The 19156-nt window shown below is 69.7% G+C and carries 20 protein-coding genes; 1 reads left to right on the plus strand and 19 read right to left on the minus strand.

Annotation, left to right across the window (positions count from 1 at the left end; all coding sequences use genetic code 11):
• Nucleotides 1–5: 5 nt before the first annotated feature.
• The 19 genes from V1460_RS12965 to queC all read right to left on the minus strand — a co-directional run bounded on the left by V1460_RS12965 (nt 6) and on the right by queC (nt 17389).
• Entirely contained in the window at nt 6–1262 is a 1257-nt protein-coding gene (locus V1460_RS12965) for a methyltransferase (protein WP_338673875.1), read from the minus strand.
• Nucleotides 1259–2638, minus strand: a complete 1380-nt coding sequence (locus tag V1460_RS12970) for an MFS transporter (RefSeq protein ID WP_338673876.1) — start codon at nt 2636–2638, stop codon at nt 1259–1261. Before V1460_RS12970 ends, V1460_RS12965 begins: the two co-directional genes overlap by 4 nt.
• A 112-nt stretch (nt 2639–2750) precedes the next feature.
• On the minus strand, nt 2751–2873 hold the full coding sequence (locus V1460_RS12975) for a hypothetical protein (protein ID WP_338673877.1): 123 nt from the start codon (nt 2871–2873) through the stop codon (nt 2751–2753).
• Nucleotides 2867–4864, minus strand: a complete 1998-nt coding sequence (locus V1460_RS12980) for an ABC transporter ATP-binding protein (protein ID WP_338673878.1) — start codon at nt 4862–4864, stop codon at nt 2867–2869. Before V1460_RS12980 ends, V1460_RS12975 begins: the two co-directional genes overlap by 7 nt.
• A gap of 403 nt (nt 4865–5267) precedes the next feature.
• Nucleotides 5268–6578 (minus strand): hypothetical protein, encoded by a 1311-nt coding sequence (locus V1460_RS12985; RefSeq protein WP_338673879.1) that lies wholly within the window; start codon nt 6576–6578, stop codon nt 5268–5270.
• Nucleotides 6579–6641: 63 nt separating this feature from the next.
• Complete coding sequence (locus tag V1460_RS12990) at nt 6642–7412, minus strand: HAD family hydrolase (RefSeq protein ID WP_338673880.1); 771 nt, start codon at nt 7410–7412, stop codon at nt 6642–6644.
• The gene (locus tag V1460_RS12995) at nt 7409–8233 is read right to left on the minus strand and encodes a 5'-3' exonuclease H3TH domain-containing protein (RefSeq protein ID WP_338673881.1); all 825 of its coding nucleotides are present in this window, start codon (nt 8231–8233) and stop codon (nt 7409–7411) included. The genes V1460_RS12990 and V1460_RS12995 overlap by 4 nt, the downstream gene beginning before the upstream one ends.
• Nucleotides 8230–9603 carry a glycosyltransferase family 4 protein gene (locus V1460_RS13000; protein ID WP_338673882.1) on the minus strand — a complete coding sequence of 458 codons (1374 nt, stop codon included), beginning with the start codon at nt 9601–9603 and terminating at the stop codon, nt 8230–8232. Before V1460_RS13000 ends, V1460_RS12995 begins: the two co-directional genes overlap by 4 nt.
• Before the next feature lie 20 nt (nt 9604–9623).
• Nucleotides 9624–10427, minus strand: a complete 804-nt coding sequence (locus V1460_RS13005; RefSeq protein ID WP_338673883.1) for a reverse transcriptase domain-containing protein — start codon at nt 10425–10427, stop codon at nt 9624–9626.
• Nucleotides 10424–11527 (minus strand): glycosyltransferase family 4 protein, encoded by a 1104-nt coding sequence (locus V1460_RS13010; RefSeq protein WP_338673884.1) that lies wholly within the window; start codon nt 11525–11527, stop codon nt 10424–10426. The genes V1460_RS13005 and V1460_RS13010 overlap by 4 nt, the downstream gene beginning before the upstream one ends.
• Nucleotides 11524–12075 carry an SUMF1/EgtB/PvdO family nonheme iron enzyme gene (locus tag V1460_RS13015; RefSeq protein ID WP_338673885.1) on the minus strand — a complete coding sequence of 184 codons (552 nt, stop codon included), beginning with the start codon at nt 12073–12075 and terminating at the stop codon, nt 11524–11526. The genes V1460_RS13010 and V1460_RS13015 overlap by 4 nt, the downstream gene beginning before the upstream one ends.
• A 134-nt stretch (nt 12076–12209) precedes the next feature.
• Nucleotides 12210–12809, minus strand: coding sequence for a GTP cyclohydrolase I FolE (gene folE, locus V1460_RS13020; RefSeq protein WP_338673886.1), 600 nt, complete (start codon nt 12807–12809; stop codon nt 12210–12212).
• A complete protein-coding gene (locus V1460_RS13025) occupies nt 12809–13513 on the minus strand; it encodes a WbqC family protein (protein WP_338673887.1) in 705 nt (234 codons plus the stop codon). The genes folE and V1460_RS13025 overlap by 1 nt, the downstream gene beginning before the upstream one ends.
• Nucleotides 13513–14211 (minus strand): PIG-L deacetylase family protein, encoded by a 699-nt coding sequence (locus tag V1460_RS13030; RefSeq protein WP_338673888.1) that lies wholly within the window; start codon nt 14209–14211, stop codon nt 13513–13515. Before V1460_RS13030 ends, V1460_RS13025 begins: the two co-directional genes overlap by 1 nt.
• A 51-nt stretch (nt 14212–14262) precedes the next feature.
• On the minus strand, nt 14263–14832 hold the full coding sequence (locus V1460_RS13035; protein ID WP_338673889.1) for a phosphoribosyltransferase domain-containing protein: 570 nt from the start codon (nt 14830–14832) through the stop codon (nt 14263–14265).
• The gene (locus V1460_RS13040) at nt 14829–15356 is read right to left on the minus strand and encodes a DUF6884 domain-containing protein (protein WP_338673890.1); all 528 of its coding nucleotides are present in this window, start codon (nt 15354–15356) and stop codon (nt 14829–14831) included. Before V1460_RS13040 ends, V1460_RS13035 begins: the two co-directional genes overlap by 4 nt.
• Nucleotides 15268–15984 (minus strand): 7-carboxy-7-deazaguanine synthase QueE, encoded by a 717-nt coding sequence (locus V1460_RS13045; protein WP_338673891.1) that lies wholly within the window; start codon nt 15982–15984, stop codon nt 15268–15270. The genes V1460_RS13040 and V1460_RS13045 overlap by 89 nt, the downstream gene beginning before the upstream one ends.
• Complete coding sequence (locus tag V1460_RS13050; RefSeq protein WP_338673892.1) at nt 15981–16682, minus strand: 6-carboxytetrahydropterin synthase; 702 nt, start codon at nt 16680–16682, stop codon at nt 15981–15983. Before V1460_RS13050 ends, V1460_RS13045 begins: the two co-directional genes overlap by 4 nt.
• Entirely contained in the window at nt 16679–17389 is a 711-nt protein-coding gene (gene queC, locus V1460_RS13055; RefSeq protein WP_338673893.1) for a 7-cyano-7-deazaguanine synthase QueC, read from the minus strand. The genes V1460_RS13050 and queC overlap by 4 nt, the downstream gene beginning before the upstream one ends.
• Before the next feature lie 216 nt (nt 17390–17605).
• On the opposite strand from queC, the gene V1460_RS13060 reads away from it, so the two are divergent.
• The gene (locus tag V1460_RS13060) at nt 17606–19075 is read left to right on the plus strand and encodes a peptide deformylase (RefSeq protein WP_338673894.1); all 1470 of its coding nucleotides are present in this window, start codon (nt 17606–17608) and stop codon (nt 19073–19075) included.
• Nucleotides 19076–19156 lie beyond the last annotated feature (81 nt).

Consider the following 19156-nt stretch of genomic DNA (forward strand, 5'->3'; position numbering starts at 1 on the left):
CATGGTCATGGCGCCTGCCGGGGGATGGTGGCGAGCGCGGGCAGTGCCCAGCTCAGGGCACGTGGTCCGGGGCCGGAGGTGACGTGCTGGAGACCGGCGCCGTCGGTGAGATCGACGTGGTAGGTCTCCGGTCGACCGGCCTGCTCCCAACGGGCGTGCACTTCTTCGAGCTCGGCCCAGACGTCACGCTGCCCATGGATCCGTACGGTGCCGTCGCCCGGGCCGGCCATCGCCCACGAGTCGTCGTCCGGCGCGACGATGGTCATCGTCTCGGCCTGAAAGTTGCGGACCAGACCAGGGGCGAGGTAGGCGCAGGCAAGCCAGAATCCGTAGGCGTCGTCCGGCGGGGGCGTCAGCCGCGTGGTCCGTGCCGTGCCGGGGACAGCCTTGATGCGGGCTCGGTGATCCCAGGTATTGAGCCATCGGTAGCCGAGCAGGGGCCGGTATCCGCGCGGTCTGCCCCGCAGCACCGCCTGGACACTGCCGTCCGGGCTGCGGGTGACGAGGAGTTGCCCGGGCCAGCTCGGCGTGCGGGTCACCAGTGTCGTCAGAAGCCGCCCATCAGGCGCGAGTTGCTCCACCCACGCCCTGGGGACGCAGGGCACGCCGATGCCGGAGTGGATCCGCAGGTACGGTGCCCGGGCCTGGTGGCCATCGAGCGCGTCGCCCTCGACCACCACCGCGCCGACGCCGAGGCGGTCCAGGTTCCGCTGGGCGAAGCCGGCCATGTGGCCGTCCCGCTCCACGCCGGTGGCGAACCCGGGGCCGGTGATGGTGGCGGCGAGCGCGAGGGAGACACCGGGGCCGGGGCCGAGCTCCAGGTAGCTCTGCCCGGCCGCGAGCTCCAGCGTCTGAAGCGTTTCGACGGTGGCGGGGGTGTAGGTGGACATGGAGGTCATGTGGCCGCCGGTCACCGGCCCGCGGGGGAGGGAGTCGAGGGGCTCGCCGTCGCGTTGGAGGAGGATTGAAGCGTCGCTGTGGATCATGTCGAGCCACTCTTGCTGGTCGTCGGGGTGGGAGCCGTCCAGGAGGCGCCAGTCGATGGGGTCCGCGCCGGGGCCGCTGACCCGGACGTATGCGTGCGGGAGCATCACCTCACGTTGCAGGGCGAGCAGTGCCTCGCGCACCGGGCCAGGGCGCAGATGTCCGGCCTCTTCCAGGCGGGTGACCATCGCCGCGCGGGCTGCCGTGGTGTCCGTCGCGCCGTGCGGTGGGGGCATCGGCGGAGCCGCCGCCTCAGCGCCCGTGGTCGGCTGTGTCAAGAGGTGCCTCCGTCCATCGCTCGCTCCCGGAGGTCGTCCCCAGCGGACGTGGGAGCTGGTAGGGCCTTGGTGGGTGGTTGATCTGCGGTGGTGGGTGCCGTCTCGTCCGGCCCGTGCGGTGGGTCGGGCATGTCACGCATGTCGCGCAGCGGTGAGCGGGCCAAGACGACGAGGGGCACGACGAGGAGGCACGTACCGGCAATCAGTGCGGGTCGTACCCCGGCCCAGGTGCCGAGCCCGCCGGCGAGTACGGCCCCCAACGGCCGGGCGCCCGAGGTGAGCCAAGTGCTGACGGCTTGCATGCGTGCCTGCATCCGGTCCTCGGTGATGAGCTGCCGGATCGACCTTTGGGTGGTTCCCGCTGCTCCCGCGCATGCGAGCTGGAGGAACAGCGCGCCGCCGATCGCGACCTCCCAGGCCCGGCCCGGGGAGGCGACCAGCAGGGGGACTTGGGTGAGCGGGGTCAGGGCGAGTGCGCCGAGCATCATCGGGCCCGGGCCGTACCGGCGTGCGACGACCGGGGCGCCAAGCGCGCCGGCGGCTGCGCCGAGGGCGCCCACCCCGAGGACCACGCCGAAGGCGGTCGGGCTCAGATGCAGGACCCGCAGCAGGTACAGGGCCCACAGCGTGTTCAGCAGCGCAAGGGCCAGCGACGTCGTCGCGTTGACCCAGGTCAGCACCATCAGCCGGTGGTCGGCGTGCACATAGCGCAAACCGTCGGCGATCTCTGTCCGCAGTCGGTGCTTCTGGGTTCGCGCGGCGGGGGTGGTCTCTCGTGTCTGGATACGGGCGGTGAACCAGGCGCTGAGAAGGTAGGACGCCACGTCGCCCAGGAGTGCGCGGGCCGGACCCAGTAGGGCGGTCAAGGCTGCCCCGGCGTTGCTACCGCCGGTCGCCGCGATCGCGAACAGCGCACCTACGCGGCTGTTGCTCCGCTGGATGAGCGAGCGGTCGACCAGCTTCGGCAGGAGGCTGATCGCCGCCGCGTCGTGCACCACGGCAGCGGCACCCTGAACCGCGGCGACGACCATGAGCTGCGTCAACGTCAACGCGTCCAAGACCGCAGCCAGGGGCACGGTTGCCAGTACGGCGGCACTGACCAGGTCACCGGTGATCATCTGGCGCCGCTTGGAGTGCCGGTCGGCGAGCGCACCGGCGTGCAGCGCCAGCAATGCGGATGGGAGCTGCCCGAGGAACGCCAGCCAGGCGACCTGGGCGGTGGTGGCGTCCAACTCCAGCACGGCGAGCACCGGCAAGGCCATCGCGGTGATGGAGCTGCCGGCCACGCTGGCGGTCTGGCCGGTCAGGTAGCGCCGGAAGTCCCGATGCTGCCACAGCGACGCTGACGGGACGGCAGTTTCAGGTGAGGCGGTCACGGAGCATCCCCTTCCGCCTCGGCCGGGTGTTGGTCGAGCACGTCCACGGCGGCGTGCGGTGCCCGCCCGTACGCGCCTCTTCGGACTGGGTGGTCATGGATGCACCCACCCGTCAGGTGTGTGTGAGCAGGTAGGCGGGGCCCTGGCCACGCCGGGCTCGTTCGAGGGCGCCAAGCTGGGAGAAGGCCCGGGGTGGCATCAACGTCTGCCAGCCGGTCATGTGGGCGCTCAGCATGTGGGGCCTCCCAGTGAGGCTGTGGTGTCGCGGCTGGTGCCGTCGGCTTGGTGCGGGATGGTGTGCTCGTAGGCCCGGGACTGCAGCAGATAGGCGTCGCGGAACGCGCCGGTTCCGGTGATCGGGTCCATGAGCTGCTCGAACCTGCCGGCCTCGGCGATGCGGCCGTCGTCGAGGACGTAGATGAGGTCGGCGTGGCGGACGGAGTGCAGCCGGTGGGTGATCAGGATGATCGTCTGGCCTTCGCCGGCGAGGTTGCGGATCTGGTCGAAGACGCGCTGCTCGGCGACCGCGTCCAAGGCGCTGGTGGGTTCGTCCACGATCAGTACCTCGGCGCCGCGGAAGCGGGCTCGGGCGATGCCGATGCGCTGCCACTGGCCGCCGGAGATCTGATGGCCGCCCCTGTAGCCGCGGGCGAGCAGGGTGGCAAGGCCGCGCGGGAGTTTGGCCAGTACCTCGTCGGCGCCGGCGTAGTCGGCGGCGGCGCCGATGGTGGTGTCGTCCATCGGTGCGTCGCTGCGGCCGATGCCGATGTTGACGCGGGCGGTGAAGGGCCACCGGTAGAAGTCCTGGGCGACCATGGCCACCCGTGAGAAGAGCTGTGCGCGGTCCGCGTCCCGGGTGTCGACGCCGTCCCACAGCACTCGGCCCTCGTCCGGCTGGTACAGGCCGCACAGCAGCTTCACCAGGGTGCTCTTGCCGCTGCCGTTGCTCCCGACCAGGGCGATGATCTTCCCGGTCGGGATGGTCACGTCCACCTCGCGCAGTGAAGGTTCGCCGCTGCTGCCGGGGTAGGTGAAGGTGACGTTCTCGAAGCGGATCTCCTCGATGTGCGCGGGGAGGTCCCGGCCGGTGGTGGGGATGGCGCGGTCGGTGGCCTCGGCGCAGAGTTTCTCGAAGTCCGCGACGAACAGGGCCTCCTGATGCAGATCGGTGATCTGCAGGACGAGTCGGTCGAGGCTGGCGGAGCCGGTCCTGATGGCGAGTACGGCGGTGCCGGCGACCGCGAGATTCATATGACCACTCCACAGCAGCAGGCCCAGCACCCCGTAGGTGACGACGGTGGCGATGCCGGTCGCGCCGTCCGCGACCAGTCCTTTGCGGGCGGCTGCTCGGGCCAGCCGGGTGGCTTCCCGTTCGCTGGTCTGGGCCATGCCGCGGAAGTGGGTCAGCAGGAACGGGCCGACGTCGTGGACCCTCACTTCACCCGCGGCCTGCTGGTCGATGAGCAACCGGCCGAGGAGTTGTCCGGCGCGGGCGTGCTGGACGAACTGGTGGAAGCTGATGTAGCGCATCTTGGCGATCGTCAGCGAACTCCAGGCGCTCGGCAGGGTCATCACGACCAGCAGCGGCAGAAGAGTCCAGTGCAGCACGGTCAGCACACCAGCCGCCGCGATCAGCGAGATCATCGAGTTGAGGACCGAGGTGCAGTACTTCACCATCCGCCGCGCGGACTCCGCCCCGTAACCAGCCGAATCGAGCAGGCGGTGGAACTCGTCGTCTTCGATCGCCGACAACTCCACCCGCGCCACCCGCGACAGGTACCGTTCCGTCGCCACGCGTTGGACTTTCGGTTCCAGGCTGCCGGTCGCGGCGGTGGAAGCCGACTGCAGCAGCGACCCCAGCAGCCCCGCGACGGCTACGGCGATCAGAGCGGGCACCGCTTGGGTGAGCCGCTCCGTGGTAGACCCCGCGGTCAGGAGATGCCCGAGTACCGCGTTGACCGCGACCAGCCCCACAGCCTGCGTGATGCCACGTCCGACCTCGGCCGTCCACACCGTCCGCAGGGCTCGGGGGTCGGCCTTGTGGGAGAGCCGCACCGCGGTGGCGATGAGCTTGGGCAGGGAGCGGGCCATCGCCCACAGGTCCAGGGTAAGCCAGGCGCCCTGGTGGCGGTTCCAGCCGATGTCGTACGCCAGTTCACCGCCGAACAGCAACTGTTCGGATGCGGAGACTTCGGGCTCGGGTTTCTCGGTGGGTGTCTGCGTCATGCGGACCTCCCCGGAGCCCGGCATGATGCCCAGCCGGACACGGTCGCGAGCGACCCTGTGAGCAGGGGTGGGATTCCATGTGTGTGCGGGTCAGACGGCAGATTGCCGAGCGGGACCGGATGGCGGACGGGCAGGGGGAACATGGTGCCTCCGAGAGGGAGAAGGGGTGCGGCGGCCCGGTATGGGCTGCCGGACGGGAGGGGGACGCCGGGACTAACGACGCGCTCCGGGTTTCGAACGCACGTAATCCAGTCGGTCTACAGGGCTTGGGCTTGGGCGGATCGCGAACATGTGCGATGCAGCGACCCTTGTGCCGTAAGGGCTGGTGTCGAGACGCGGTTGGCCGAAACGCCGAGCACGTCGTCGGATGGGTACGCAGAGCTGACTCTCATCGAGCGGTTTTTCACGGCAGGTCAGGTCTCTGCTGTCTGCTGGGGGCAGGGTGGCCGGCGTGGCGCCCGAGGAGAGCCATCCCGTGGTCCAGGAAAGAGGGTTCTTCGGAGAGGTTGATGCGCAAGAGCTGACCTCCTGGATGGAGTGCTTCCCACGCAGCGGAGGTGCCGCCGTGCACGACGGCGGGGTTGAGCCGGAGCCCGGCCTTGCCGCAGCGCATCACCCAGGCGAGGAAGTCTTCCTGTGGTGTGCCAAGTTCGGCGAAGGTGGAATAGCCTGCAGACGGATCCAGGCCGGTGATGCGCCGCAGCGGCGAGGCTTCGAGCGCGCGGGCATTGCGGCGGAAGCGTTTGCTCATGGCGGCGAGGTGGTTGCGGACACGGCGGTACGTCTCCTCGTCAGGAAGTTCCGGCAGACCTGCGCGACGGACACAGTCCTGCGCGACCTGCACCAGCTTGCCGGTCTGCTCGACGGGGGCGTCCAGGACGGTGAGAAGGGAGGCGTAGAAGAGCATGACGACCTCGCTGACAGGGTCGCCGCCTGTCGCCATCCGCTCGAACCGGTCGCGGCCGAGGTGGTCCAGCAAAGCTCTGTTCCTGGTGACGACGACGGCCGCGCGCAGGCCGGGCAGCGAGAGGTCCTTCGAGGCGGTGAGGATCAGGGCGGCGCTGTCCAGGTTGATGGCGCTGACGCGGTCGCGGAGTATCGCCGTCGGCTGAGGGCCGGCGGTTCCGATCTGGAAGGGCACGTCGATGAGCGTGAAGTCCGTGCCGAGCTGATGCGGCAGGGCGTGACGAGCGCCGGTCACACCGTTGGGGAGGACCTCGACGAGACAGGTTCGGCGGGCGGGGTCCGCGCCGGTGGCATGGATGGCACCGTCATGCCGGTAGTACGCGGTGACGGGCGCTCCCCAGCGGAGGGCACTCTGGTCGAAGGCGTAGTAGTTGGGCAGGGGCAGGACAAGGCCGTGGCTGGATTCGGCGAGGTGGCCGATAGTCAGGTTGATGGCCTCGGTGCCGCCGCGGGTGAAGAAGATGTCCGATGCGTTGAGGTGCGTGTTCAGCTGATGATTCAGCAGTTCGGCCATCGCTGCCTTGGTGCCGGGTGCGCGACAGCCGGAATAGGCGGAGAGCGTTCCGTCGCGGATGAAGCGGTCCAGCAGAGTGGAGAGGTAGCGAGCGAGATCCGGGGAGGGAAGGAAGTGGTTGCAGCCCTCCCCGAGCTCGATCGCCGTCTCAGCGTTCAGGTTGATGTCGGCGCGAAGGGCGCTGAAGGCAGCAAGGCACTCGGCTTGCAAGGAGGTTGGGGCGGTGTCGTGCACGGTGGCTCCGGCGCGCCTGGGCCGGGGCGCTACCGGGCTTCCGCGGTGCGGACGTCAGCGAGGCTACCGGATTGGCAGTGGTCTCGTTGTGGTTGTGCTGAGTGGAGGGACCTCGTGCAGGGCCGGATGCGGTTGACTGCGTAGGAGATCGGGGTCCAAGAGGATGTGGGCGGCTGCGTCGAGGTCAGGTGTATCGGTGTGCTGATTGCGGCGTACCCATATGGCGTCGATTCCGGCATGGCGTGCTCCTGCGACGTCCGCTTCGGGGTTGTCGCCGATCATGACGAGGCGGCGTGCTGAGCTGGCGGCTTCCTTGGCGAGGCGAAAAGCCTGGGGGTGCGGCTTCTCGTAGCCGCTGGCGGCGGAGTTGATGACTGCTTGGAACCGGGTGTCGACGCCAAGGGCGGACAGGAGCGCGGGGAGTTCGGGGACATGGTTGGAGAGGAGCACGTGCTTCCAGCCGAGCGCGGTGAGCTGGTCGAGAACGGACAGAGCCTGCGGGTACAGGCTCCACATGCTGGGGTCGGTGTACGCGGCGCGGGTCGCTGCCGCCGCGGCGTACGGGCGGGATATACCGAGGCGGGTGAGGGCTTTGGTGATGACGGCGGTGATGTGGTCCCACCAGGCGTCGGGGTCGCACAGGTGCGGGTGGGGGGCGTGCGCGGCGTGCCAGGGGAAGCCGGTGGCGAGAGCGTCGAACATCTCAGGGAAGGACCAGGGATGGCCGGGCTCCTGAACGTCCAGGACCTCTAGGAGGCTCTCGGCCCAGGTGCCGTGCCGACGGTGGCCGAGCGTTCCGTCGAAGTCCCATATCGCGATCTTGGCTATGGTCACCACAGGTCCAGTGCTTCCAGGACGTCCGCGGCCTTGGGTAGCGGTGCGGCAGGCGCGGCGGTGAGGAGGTGGTCGGGGAGTTCGACCTTTGTGTCGAGTTTGATCATTTCGCGCCAGCGCAGAGCCTGTGACCACTGCCTTGTCCAGGGCGCGCGCAGCTCGTCGGGCGGGATGTTCTCAAGCTGGCGTCCGCCAATCAGGAGCCGGGCGGCGGTCTTGGCGCCGATGCCTCGGATGCCGGGGATGTTGTCGGCGGGGTCGCCCATCAGCGCACGGAAGTCCGGCCACTGCTCGGCGAGAACGCTGTAGCGGGGATGGACGTGCTCGCTGGCGGTGTAGCGGCGCTCCTGAGCGAGGCCGGTGTTCAACAGGCGCACGCTGGGGTCGCCCAGGAGCTGGATGTAGTCCTTGTCGGACGTCATGATGTCGACCGGACGTGCGTCTGCGCGGGCGCGGGTGACCAGGGTGGCGATGACGTCGTCCGCCTCGCAGCCTTCCTCCTCGATCCACCGGACGCCGCTGTGGTCGAGAGCGTTCTTCACCAAGGACAGGGACTCCATGAGGCCGGGGTCCGGATTGGGCCGCTGAGCCTTGTAGCCGCCGTCCTGTCCCGCCCGGGCTTGGGAGCCGTCCTCGGCGTCGAAGACCACGAAGATCTCGAAGCCTTCGGCGTGCTGGGCCTGGGCTTTGCGCAGAAGCGCGGTGAAGCCGAAGACACCCGTGCGGTCGGCGGTCTTGTCACGGCTGGTGATGCGGGCGGCGAATCCGAACCATGCGCGGTGGAGGAGGTAGTGGCCGTCGACAAGCAGGAGAGCGGTCATGGCATGGCCTCCAGGGGGTGGTGCGTGCTGGTGGGTGCCTGTGACCGCGGCGTACGGGCATCCGTTGCCGGACGACCAAGGAGTCTAGCCACCGGGGTGGCGGCCGGCTGCCAGAACGCGGCCAGCAGCGACGCGAGGTGCTCGGCGGCGTCGCGTTCGCTTATGACCTTGCGGTGGGCGGCGGTGCGCATGCGGGCCCGTTCGTCGCTGGTGAGGGCGAGTGCCCGGCGCAGGCCGGCGGTCAGGGCGCCGGGGGCGGGGTCGTAGAGCAGCCCGTTGTGGCCGTCGGTGATCTGTTCGGGGAAGCCGTCGATGGTGGGGGCCAGGATGACGGCTCCCGTGTGCTGGGCCCACAGGGCGGTCTCGAAGACGATGTTGGCCAGGGTCTCCCCGCGGCTGGGGACGGCCATGGCGCAGGTGCCGGGCCAGGCGGCCAACGCGCGGGGGATGTCCCGGTCGTATCGGCCGATGATGGTGGCGCTGAGCCCGAGCTCGGCGCTGCGAGCGCGGTAGGAGTCCAGGAGGACGGCGCGGTCGTCATCGGTCGGGACGGTGACCATCGCCAGGTGCACCTCGTCACGCAGAGGGGCGAGTTCCTCGATGAGGACGTCGAGGCCCTTGGTGTGATCGGTGCGACCGACCGCGGCGACGATCGGGCGGTCTGCAGGGATGCCGAGCCCCCGTACGATGCGTGCGGCTTCGGTGCTGGTGGGTGGTGTGAGGTCGGGGCCGGTGAGGTGGAGTCCGGAGGGCCAGGAGCGGAGCTTCGCCGGGTCGAGGCCGTACTGGTCCTTCAGATGGCGGCTGAGGAAGTCGCCGATGCCGGCGACCCAGGCGCTGGGGTGGAGGTTGACGGCGGCGATGCCCTCTTCCTCCCAGGCGATGCGGCCGGGGTCGGGGTGGGGGCGTTCGGTGATGCGGGCGGTGGAGAACAAGGCCAGCAGGATCTTGACACCGGGGTGGGTGTGCTGGGCGAGTCCTGCGAAGGGGGTGTCGATGCCGATGGCCAGCACTTTGTCGTACCGGTCCGCGAGTTGTCCGGCGGCGCGGGCGGCTTCGCCGGACAGCCGTCGCCAGGTCTCGGGCTGCCAGAAGGGGCGGCGGGTGTCGTAGGGCAGGGTGATCACCTCGCCGCCGAGCCCTTCGACGACGCGGCGGGCGTAGCGGAGGTCGCCCTCGTTGTACCCCCAGGTGGCTGGGCCTGGCTCGGGGACAGCGAGGTACGGGGCGAAGGCGCCGACGCGAGCGCTCATGCGGTGGTAGTGACGGGCGAGGGTGGCCAGGAAGGTCTTGGCCTGGCGGCCGATGCCGTTGGTGTTGTTGGCGATGCCGTTCACGGCGCAGTACAGCAGTGCGTTGGTCGTGGACAACGAGGGCTCCTCCTTGTGCGTCAGCCTGCGGCGTAGAGGTCTTCCGGATTCGGCCGCCAGATCTTCGACTTCGCCGGTGCCGGCTCCATCCCGTGGGCGGTGAGCAGGCCGGTCAGGTGGCGGTAGGCGGCGTCTGCCTCGACGTCGGTGGCGGCGAACAGGGTGTAGTTATCCGTCATCCGCACGGCCGTCCATCCGGTCAGCTGCTGGTCGACGGGGGTCATCCGGAGGTTGGTCAGCATCGGGCTCAACCCGCTGCCGGGCGCGAGCGGGGCGGGCAGCGCGGTCACGATGCGCCGCAGGAGCGTGAGAACGCTGCCGTCGTGGACGAAGCGGGCGACGGAGGCCACCGCATCCTCCAAGGCGACACCGCGGCTGGCGGCGGCGACGTCGATGTCGGCGACCCAGGGCAGACCGGCGCTCAGGTGGCGAGCCGCTGCCGCGACCGCGAGGGGTCGCCCCGCCCGCCGGTGCCAGCCGAACATCCAGGGCGGGTAGGCGTCTCGCTCCAGAACGGGCTCGATCGCGTTGCGCAGAGCCCGGTGGACGATCCGATCGGTGACTGTGGGGATCGTGACGGTGTGCCGTTTGCCCCAAGCCTCGAACTCCTTGATGCGCAGCGGCCCGGGGCACCACGTTCCGTCGGACAGAGCCGCGGACAGCACCTCGATACGGGCCGTCAGGTCTTGGCGGAAGGTCTTCCAGGTCATGCCGTCGGCACCGGGGGAGCCGCTGCGTCCCATGCACTGGCGTGCGGCGCGCTTCAGGGCCAGTTCGCTGACGGTCTGCCGCATCAGCGAGTGCGCCGCCGTTCGCTCGGTCACGTGGCCAGCCCGGTGGCGGCCAGAAACGTGCGGGCGACGGCAGCCGGGGTGTGGGCGGCAACCTGGCCCGGTCCGGCGAGGGATGCCTCGTGGTAGGCCGCTGGGTCGTCGAGCAGGCTCACGACGGCCTCCCACAGGACGTCGGGACCGCTCTCCAGAGGGGTCATCCGGCCAGCGGTGCCGGTGAGGGCCGGCAGATGCCCGAGCCCGTAACCGGCCACCGGTGTCCCCACGGACAGGGCCTCCGCGGCGACGTTCCCGAACGTCTCCGGGCTGGTCGAGGAGACGACCGTGACGGCCGCCCCCGCGAGGAAGCCCGGGACCTCTTGCCAAGGCAGGGCCGGAAGGATCTCCACGTCAGGTAGACCGGCGGCAAGGGCCCGGCACTCGACGACCACTTCGTTCTGCATGCCCGGCCAGTACTCGAATCCCGCCTCGGCCAGCACGATCTGCACCGGCCTGCCCAGCCCGGCGGGATACGCCTTCAAGAGCTCGGCGACGCCCTTGTGCGGCTCGGCCCGGACCACGATCCGCACCGGCCCGCGCTCGCGCAGCGCCTCTCGCCCCTCCGATGCAGGCGGCGTCGTCGTGTGCATGAGGGCGTTGGGCACTACAGCCCAGGCGCTGGAATCTACGCCCTCGCGGGCGAATTCCTCGACCATGAATTCGCTGACCGTCAGGACCCTGCCCGGGCGGTGCTCCAGGCTCCGGTAGAGGGGGGCGTCGGTGCGCGGGACGTGCACCATCAGAGCGGTGGCCGTCCCTGCCGGTGCCGGGCTGAGGTAGCCCAGCCCCCACACCGCGTCCACCCAGCACACCAGATCGACCGTGTGGCCGGCCAGAAGCCCGCGGATCTCCTGCGCCACGGGCGCCGGATCGGCCAGGAGAGCGGTGAGGTGCTCCTCCAGTGCGGGCCGGGGCAGGGTCAGGCTGTTCAGGCGGAGCAGGTCCTCGCCGTCGGCGGCGTTGGACGGACCGGCGGCGATGATCAGGGCGCGGTGGCCGAGTTCGCGCAGACCAAGGGCGAGGGCCGCGATGCTGCGCTCGATCCCGGCGGGCTCGTCGGGATTGTGGGTGACCAGGACGAAGGCAATGTTCACGGAGTGTCTCCATGGGTCGACGAGGTAGGGGCCGTGTCACGGACGGGCCGCAGCCCGATCCCCGGCGAGGCGATGCCAGGAGGGATGTCGTTGGCGTGAGCGCACTCGGCGTACTGAGTAAGGGAGTTGTAGGAGCCGCCCCGCAGCAGGGCGACGCGGTCGCGGCGCCACGGCGCCATCGTCCACTCCCACACGTTGCCGCCCACGTCCCACAGGCCATCCGGGGTGCGGCCAGCTGAGTAGGCCCGGACCGGTGTGGGATGGCCGGGCCCGAGGTCGCGGAGGTTCGCGTGCCGGTGGCTGGGCAAGTGGTCACCCCAGGGGAAGCGGCGGATGGTGCCGGAGGCCATCCACTCCCATTCGGCGGATGTCGGGACCCTCGCCCCGAACCGGTGAGCAAGTTGGGCGGCTTGGGGCAGGGTCAGGCCGGTCACCGGCATCCCGGCCACCGCCAGGGGTGCCGCGGCCCACCACAGCGTGGCTGCCTCCTGGGCGGGGTGCCACTCCCCGGCCGGAATTGGGCCGCCGGATATGCGGATCCACTCCACCGGATCGATTTCTGCCGCTACCGTGGAGGTGTCCCGGGCAGCAGGTACGTTCCCCGGAGGAAGAACCGGCCCGCTCACCAGCACACGCGGGCTTGCCTCCGGCGAAAGACGGCCCTGTCCGGGCGCGCACCCGCTCACCGCCGCCCGGCCCCGGCCGCCGCGAGGAGTTCGCCCCCGAGGATGCCCCCGTCGGCGAATGCGCCACTGAGGCTGTGGCTCAGGGTACGGGCCTGGTCCTGGCGGACACCCCGCATGCTCATGCACAGGTGCGTGCCTTCGGCGACCACCCCGACGTCAGCAGATCCGGTCACTTTGGCCACGTCCGCGGCGACGCCGTCGACGATCCGCTCCTGGAGCTGGAGGCGGTGCGCGTGCGCGGCAACGATCCGGGCGAACTTCGACAGGCCCAGCACGCTTCCGCAAGGCCGGTAGCCGATTGTCAACTCCAGCCTCATGGGCATCAGATGATGCTCGCACAGGCTCCAGGCGACGATGCCCCGCACGATGACCACCCGGTCGGTGCCGGCGGGCAGGTCCTCCTCGAAGACGGTGTCCATGCGACCGGGGTCGTGGTCAAGGAATTCCGTCCACCAGCGGGCGACCCGTTCCGGGGTGCCTTGCAGCCCCTCACGCTCCGGGTCTTCACCCACCGCCTCAAGGAGCTGTCGGCAGAGGTCGGCGACCTTCTCGCCGTTCACGCGCGGGCCCGGTAAGGGGGTGTCCTGGGTCGTCATCAGGCGCTGTCCTTCGTCTCGGTCCGTGCACCGGCACGGAGGATGGAAGCGGCGTTAGGGCCCTCGTGCAGCAGCAGGTCCAGGGCGCTCAGGCCCGGCTGCCAGCCGGGCGCGCTGCCGTAGGGGGGATGGGAGTACGTGGCGACCTCGACGGTGATGGCACGGTCGGCCAGCAGACGGTGGTCGAGGTAGGCCAGCGCGCCGGTCCCCACCCGCAGTCGCGTCGCGCCGCGCTGTCTGCACAGATCGATCAGCATGTCGGTCTGCCGTCCCGCCGGGGGTAGATCGCTGGTGCGCACCATTGCCATGGGTAGACCGAACGAGTCGAGCAGCAGCCTCAGCAACGCCGCGTTCAAGTCCGCGAGGTGCGTCCACGGCGTCCGATAGACGGCTCCGAGAGCCTCCCCGTGCTCGGGCCAGTACGGGGCGCGCCCGTACGTCTGGACGAGGCTGCGCCAGTGCCGCCCGGCCCACGCGGTGTCGGCGATGCGGGTGTCGGTGATGCGCTGTCCGAAACGGCGTCGCACCGGCACGGTGATCCTGAGAGGTCCGGGGGTACCACGGATGTAGTTGCGGTTCTGCCAGCCTCGTTCGGTGAACTGCACGTGGTCCAACAGGACCAGTTCGTCCGCGTCGGTCAGCCGCGAGAAGTACCCGGGCCAGGGCAGATAGGCTGGCTGGTGGGCAACCAGGACGCCGCCCATCAGCACACCATCCGGTAGGTGACGAACGCTTCCGCCCGCTCGGCGCCGCAGGCTGCCCTGGTCGCGGAGTCGATCGCCCGGATCCGCTCCAGGGACCGAGGGTGGTCGCTATCGCGCAGCTCGCGGGCGTAGCACTCCAGCGCCTTGTCCTTCACCGCCGCTGTGCTGGTGACGTCGACCCACACGGTGGGGCGCGGGAGCTCCCGGCTCCAGGCGTGGTCCTCGGGGCCGTGGAAGCCCAGGACCATCGGCGGCCAGTGCCGCAACGCCCCGCTGGGCCGGGCCGACGCGTAGGCGGCCTGATGGACGACCTGGTGGTCCTGGTGGACGGCCCCTGCCGCGGGGATGAGGAGCGCGGCCGGCTCCAGTGCGGCGAGGGAGAGCTCTGGGCCGGCCTCGATGAGGTGGACCAGTTCCGCAAGGTGACCTGCGAGGTCGCCGGCCTGGGTGGTGTCGCTCCAGGCGATGCGCCGACCGCTGACGCCGAGGACGTCACAGGCCGCATCGAACTCCTCGTGCCGCAGCCTGCTGTCGGTGGGGGTTCCCCACCGGGGCTGGGTCAGGCAGGCCACGGCCAGGACGTGTACGGCGATTCCGGCGGTGGTGAGGCGGGCGATGGTGCCCCCGGCGCCGAGGGTCTCGTCGTCGGGGTGCGGGGCGACAGCCAGAACGCGGTCGCCGGGGTTCAGGCCGAACATGGCCTGCCTCCTCTTGATCCGTGGAAGGGTGACGGGTGCAGACGGTGCCGCTCAGGCACGGGTCCCGGGCGGCTTGGAATGACTGCGCAGACCGGTGAGCGGGGGCAGCGCTTCGATGCGGCCGGATTGCGGCTCGGGCTCCCACGGGAAGTGGACCCAGTCGGCGACGTCCCAGCCCCAGATGTCGAGCGGGTACTGGGAGCCCTCGTTACGGCAGAGCACAGCCGTACGGACCTCGGAGGGGCTCACTGTGGCGGCGAGCACGTCCTCGACCGCGCGCAAGGTCGCCCCCGAGCCGCAAATGTCGTCGACGACCAGCAAACGGGCGGAAGCGGGCAGCGAGGCGAACGCGTCCTGGTTGTGCTCGTGATCGAGGAGAACCCGGCCGGTGGCGGCCTGCCGGATGCCCTCGGGCTCGTTGTGGCGAGCCCGGACGGCGACGGCCGGGACACCGAGCTGCTCGGCGACGATCTCGGCAAGGGGGACACCGCCGCGGGCGATTCCCAGGACGGCTGCCGGTGCGTGCTCGGCTTCCTGAGCCGCGATCAGGCATGCCGCGGTGAGGAAGTCGTCCTGTGCGAGCTGCCAGACGCGGTGGTTCTCGAAGATGCGGGTGGTCACGGCCAGCTCCAGGAGTCGAGGACGGCGTGGATGTCGATGCGGCGGTCCATCGGGTCGGTGATCAGGTACGTCCTCGTCACCGGGATCGGGCCGAGCACCTTGGCGTACGGGGGTTCCATCAGCAGCAGGGCCTCGGAGGAGGGGAATCGGGCCAGATGCCGGCGCAGGGCCTGAGACGTCGGTCCGGTCAAGACGCGCGCCCGCTCTTCGGTCATGGGCTGCTCGTACGTGGAGACCGGCGCGTCAGCGGTGACCAACCCGTACCGGGCCGACAGCACCAGGACCCGAGCCCGCAGCCCGCTGCGCTCGGTGACCCTGTCGCGGACGAGCGGGACGACCCACCCCTCGTACAGGTCGAGCGCGGGAATCGGGTCGGTTGTCACCCGCTTCTCCTTGCAGCACGCCACGACCACCAACCCGTTTGGGGTGGGGTGTTCAGCGGCCACGCTCGTCACCCCACAGCAGCACGTGCAGACGGGTGCCGAGCCGGTAGCCCCGCTCCCGTACCGCACTCTCCAGGACACGCATCCCGGTGAGGATCGCTTCCGCGTCGGTGCCCTCAGGCATCACGGAGATGTCGGTCAGCGCGTGGGCCGCCTCCAACGCGGCGATCTCAGCAACTTCGGCCGGCTCGGAGACGACGAACTTGAAGCGGGCCCGGCGGGTGGTGACGAACGCCCGCAGAACATCGGGGACCAGCCGCCTTTCCTCCGGCATGGCTGCTCCGAACCGGGACAGTTTCGGCGAGACGTTGAAGTACGGTCCGGCCGCCACCAGAGCCTCGGAGGGGGCGATGGTGCCGTTCGTCTCGATCTCCACCGTCCGCCCAGCCGCCCGTAGCGCCTTGACCAGCTCGGTCAGGCCGGCCATCTGGATCAGCGGTTCGCCGCCGGTGATGACCACGAGGCCCTCTGGTTGGTCCAAGGCCCATGCGAGCAGCTCCTCGACGCTCTCGTAGTGGGCCTCCCTGCGCAGGTCGTACCGGCTGGTGTCCCAGGTGTAGGGGGTGTCGCACGGCGAGCAGATGAGGTTGCACAGGGCGAGGCGGATGAAGCATGCGGGCACCCCGGTGCTGGGGCCCTCGCCTTGGACCGTGCCGCTGAACCTCTCCGAGACCCGAACCCGTATGCCGCAGGACTGAACTGCGCTCATGCCGTGCCTCCTGCATACTCGGCCCAGCTGGTCTCCGTCTCCGAGACCCGCAGGCACGTGCCGCCCCAGATGGTGACGCCCATGGCCCGGTCCATCAGCCACTGCGAGAAGTGCTGGGCGAGGTTCTCCGAGGTCGGATTCATTCCGGGGATCACCTCGTTCAGCACCTTGCCGTGCATGGCGCTTCGCAGGTGGTTCCGTAGCAGTACGGGTACGGCCCCGAGCCGGGGGACTGCGGAGATGGGCACGCTGAGCACGTAGGAATGGCCGTGCAGGCGTCCGCATGGATGTCTGTCGTGTAGCCCGTGCAGCCGGTGCGACGCCTCGAAGGTGGCGAATGCTGCCGATGGGAGAGGCTGCGGTCGCCCGGTCCGGACCCGGACCTCTTCCAGCACGGAGGCGATGTCGGCCGGCAGGTGGTTGCGTGCCCACGTGAAGAGGTGTTCGGAGATTCCCTCGTTGGAGACGTCCGTGACGGAGTCGTTGACGATCCGGTGGTCCAGTGCATCGTCGATGTACCGCTTGAGAGGGGCAAGGTCGCCGAAGTCGGCGACGAATCCCTCCGGGCTGAGCACCCTGGAGGACAGCACGGCCTCCGCGGTGAACGAGTGGCCGTTGTAACTGCCGTCGCGGAGCCGTCGTGTGGCTTCGAAGCGGAAGTTCTTCCCAATCCGGAAGAGGTGCTGGGTCCTGCTCATCGCCCGATGCCCTTCGGTGTTCGCATATAGACGGTGGGGTCGGTCACGGCGGCCTCGTCGAACGCCTCCCGGCGCTCCACGCACGTCCCGCAGGCGCCGCAGTGCACCTCGCCGCCCTGGTAGCAGGACCAGGTCAGCTCGAAGGGCACGCCCAGGCGGGTGCCCTCGCGCACGATGTCGGCCTTGGTGAGTTCCAGGAACGGAGCGACGAGCTGGAAGTCGGCGTCGACGTGGCCCTCATTTCCCGCCCGCAGGGACGCTTCGATGAGGGTGAAGAATTCCGGCCGGCAGTCCGGGTAGATCGCGTGGTCCCCGGAGTGCGCCCCGAACGCCACCGCGTCCGCCCCTGCCGCGACCGCGGCGCCCGCCGCGATCTCCAGCATGATCGCGTTCCGGTTCGGGACGACCGTGCTGCGCATCGTCTCGGCGCGGTAGTGGCCGTGCGGTACCTCGATGGCCGGGTCGGTCAGAGCGGAGCCGCCCAGGATCCGGCCCAGCGACGTCAGGTCGACGATGTCGTGAGACAGGCCGAGCTGATCGGCCAGGCTCGCGGCGTGAGCCAGTTCCTTGACGTGGCGCTGTCCGTAGTTGAACGAGAGGAGGCTCACGGCGACGCCCTCGTCGCGGAGCTTGTAGGCCGTGACGGCGCTGTCCAGGCCGCCGGAGAAGATGAGCACCGCGTGACGCGGTGCGGTAGTTCGAGGCATGGGTGTGCCCTTCCGAGGTCCCCCGAACCTTGTCCGGGGCAATGGTTTGTGTGGACCTGGGTCTGCTGTGCGGCGAGGGAATCCGCCAGCCATACGAGCGGGGTCGGACTACCTTCGACGCCGCCTGGTACCAGTCAGCCCGAAGCGGGCAGGATGAGGCATCGGTGAGCCGCGCTCACTCACGCATTCCGCGAACTCACTTACGGGGGGCTGCACATGCCGGGCCAGGGAGAAGCACCGTTCGCAGCCGAGCTGAAACACTTTCGCGAGGTGCGCGGCTTGTCCAAGGCGGACCTGGCCCGCCGCTTGACCATCTCGCCGTCGTACGTGAGCCATCTGGAATCCGGGAGGGAACACGGCTCCTCGGACCTGGCCCGCCGTCTCGAAAAGGAACTCGACGCGGGCGGCAAGATCTGGAAGGCGTGGCAAGACGACGACGGCGGCACGCAGCCCACTCCGGAAGCTGCGGACACCTCGCCCGCTGCCGGCATCCTGGTCCTGGAGGACGCCGCGGCCCTGCGCTACGAAGGCTCGGTCTACCACCTGACGATGCACCGACGCCTTCGCAACACCGGCACAGAGCCGATCACCCGCTACCTCATCCGCATCGCCGTCGACCGCTACCCCGGCGAACCAGAACGCTCCAACGCCCTCTACCGGGCCCATCCCCTCACCTGGGAAGAACTCCAGTTGGAAGCACACTGCGGCGACGAGGAAATGGGACGCGTGGTCAAGCACGACCGCGACGCCTTCAAAGAGGTCTGGCTGGAGTTCGCCAACGCGCGCACCCGCTTCCCCCTCTACCCGGGCCAGGAAGCCGCCATCACCTACAGCTATTCGGTCACTGCTGACAAATGGGGCCCCTGGTTCCAGCGAGCCGTCCGGCTCCCCACCCGCGAGCTGACCGTCAGCCTTTCCTTCCCCACCGCACTGCACCCCACCGTCTGGGGCACCGAAACCTCCCTCAGCGCCAACCACGCACCCCTGCGCACACCCCCCACCCAGACCGCCGACGCCGACCACACGGTCTACACCTGGACGACCCTGGACCCGCCTCTCCACGCCCGATACCGCATGGAGTGGCGGCTGAAGACCAAACACCTTCAAGAAGGCGAGCCCGTGAACAACCGCACCCCCAGCGCCCGCATGGCTGCCGCCGGCATCGTCCAGGAAGGCGACATCCTCCTCCAGACCGTCACACAGCCCTTCGATCTTCCGGCGGAGGCTGAACAGGCACGCCACGTCGTAGACGAACTCGACGCAGCGATCTCGCGAGTGAAAGAACTCCACGACTTCGGCAAGGGCATGGGAATCGCCGCCCCACAAATCGGCATCGGCCGCGCCGCCGCCGTCGTCGTCCCACCCGGAGACGGATCCACCCCGATCGTGCTGCTCAACCCCACGGTGGCAGAGTCCTCGGCAGAGACCGACCGACAGTACGAAGGATGCCTGTCCTTCTTCGACGTCCGAGGTATCGTCCCCCGCCCCCTCCACATCGTCATCGCCCACACCGACCTCGACGGAACACCCCGGCTGACCCGCTTCGACCACGGACTGGCGCGCCTGGTCCTGCACGAAGTCGACCACCTCGACGGCAAGCTCTACCGCTCCCGCATGGAGCCCGGAACCCAGCCGATCCCCGTCGAGGAATACCGCGGAACCGGACAGAACTGGACCTATCAATGAACACTGGCTGTTCTGGCGTCGGCACTCGATCGACCACCGAGCCGGACCGCGGCTTGGCAGGCTCGTGTCGCGGCGGAGCTT

Source organism: Streptomyces sp. SCSIO 30461, from assembly GCF_037023745.1.
Classification (GTDB): Bacteria; Actinomycetota; Actinomycetes; order Streptomycetales; family Streptomycetaceae; genus Streptomyces.

Excerpts from the sequence above, each read along its gene's own strand:
- V1460_RS12975 (WP_338673877.1), bottom strand. The coding sequence starts at position 2,873 with ATGCTGAGCGCCCACATGACCGGCTGGCAGACGTTGATGCCACCCCGG.
- V1460_RS12980 (WP_338673878.1), bottom strand. The coding sequence starts at position 4,864 with ATGACGCAGACACCCACCGAGAAACCCGAGCCCGAAGTCTCCGCATCC.
- V1460_RS12995 (WP_338673881.1), bottom strand. The coding sequence starts at position 8,233 with ATGACCGCTCTCCTGCTTGTCGACGGCCACTACCTCCTCCACCGCGCA.
- folE (WP_338673886.1), bottom strand. The coding sequence starts at position 12,809 with ATGACGACCCAGGACACCCCCTTACCGGGCCCGCGCGTGAACGGCGAG.
- V1460_RS13025 (WP_338673887.1), bottom strand. The coding sequence starts at position 13,513 with ATGGGCGGCGTCCTGGTTGCCCACCAGCCAGCCTATCTGCCCTGGCCC.
- V1460_RS13030 (WP_338673888.1), bottom strand. The coding sequence starts at position 14,211 with ATGTTCGGCCTGAACCCCGGCGACCGCGTTCTGGCTGTCGCCCCGCAC.
- V1460_RS13045 (WP_338673891.1), bottom strand. The coding sequence starts at position 15,984 with ATGAGCGCAGTTCAGTCCTGCGGCATACGGGTTCGGGTCTCGGAGAGG.
- V1460_RS13050 (WP_338673892.1), bottom strand. The coding sequence starts at position 16,682 with ATGAGCAGGACCCAGCACCTCTTCCGGATTGGGAAGAACTTCCGCTTC.
- queC (WP_338673893.1), bottom strand. The coding sequence starts at position 17,389 with ATGCCTCGAACTACCGCACCGCGTCACGCGGTGCTCATCTTCTCCGGC.
- V1460_RS13060 (WP_338673894.1), top strand. The coding sequence starts at position 17,606 with ATGCCGGGCCAGGGAGAAGCACCGTTCGCAGCCGAGCTGAAACACTTT.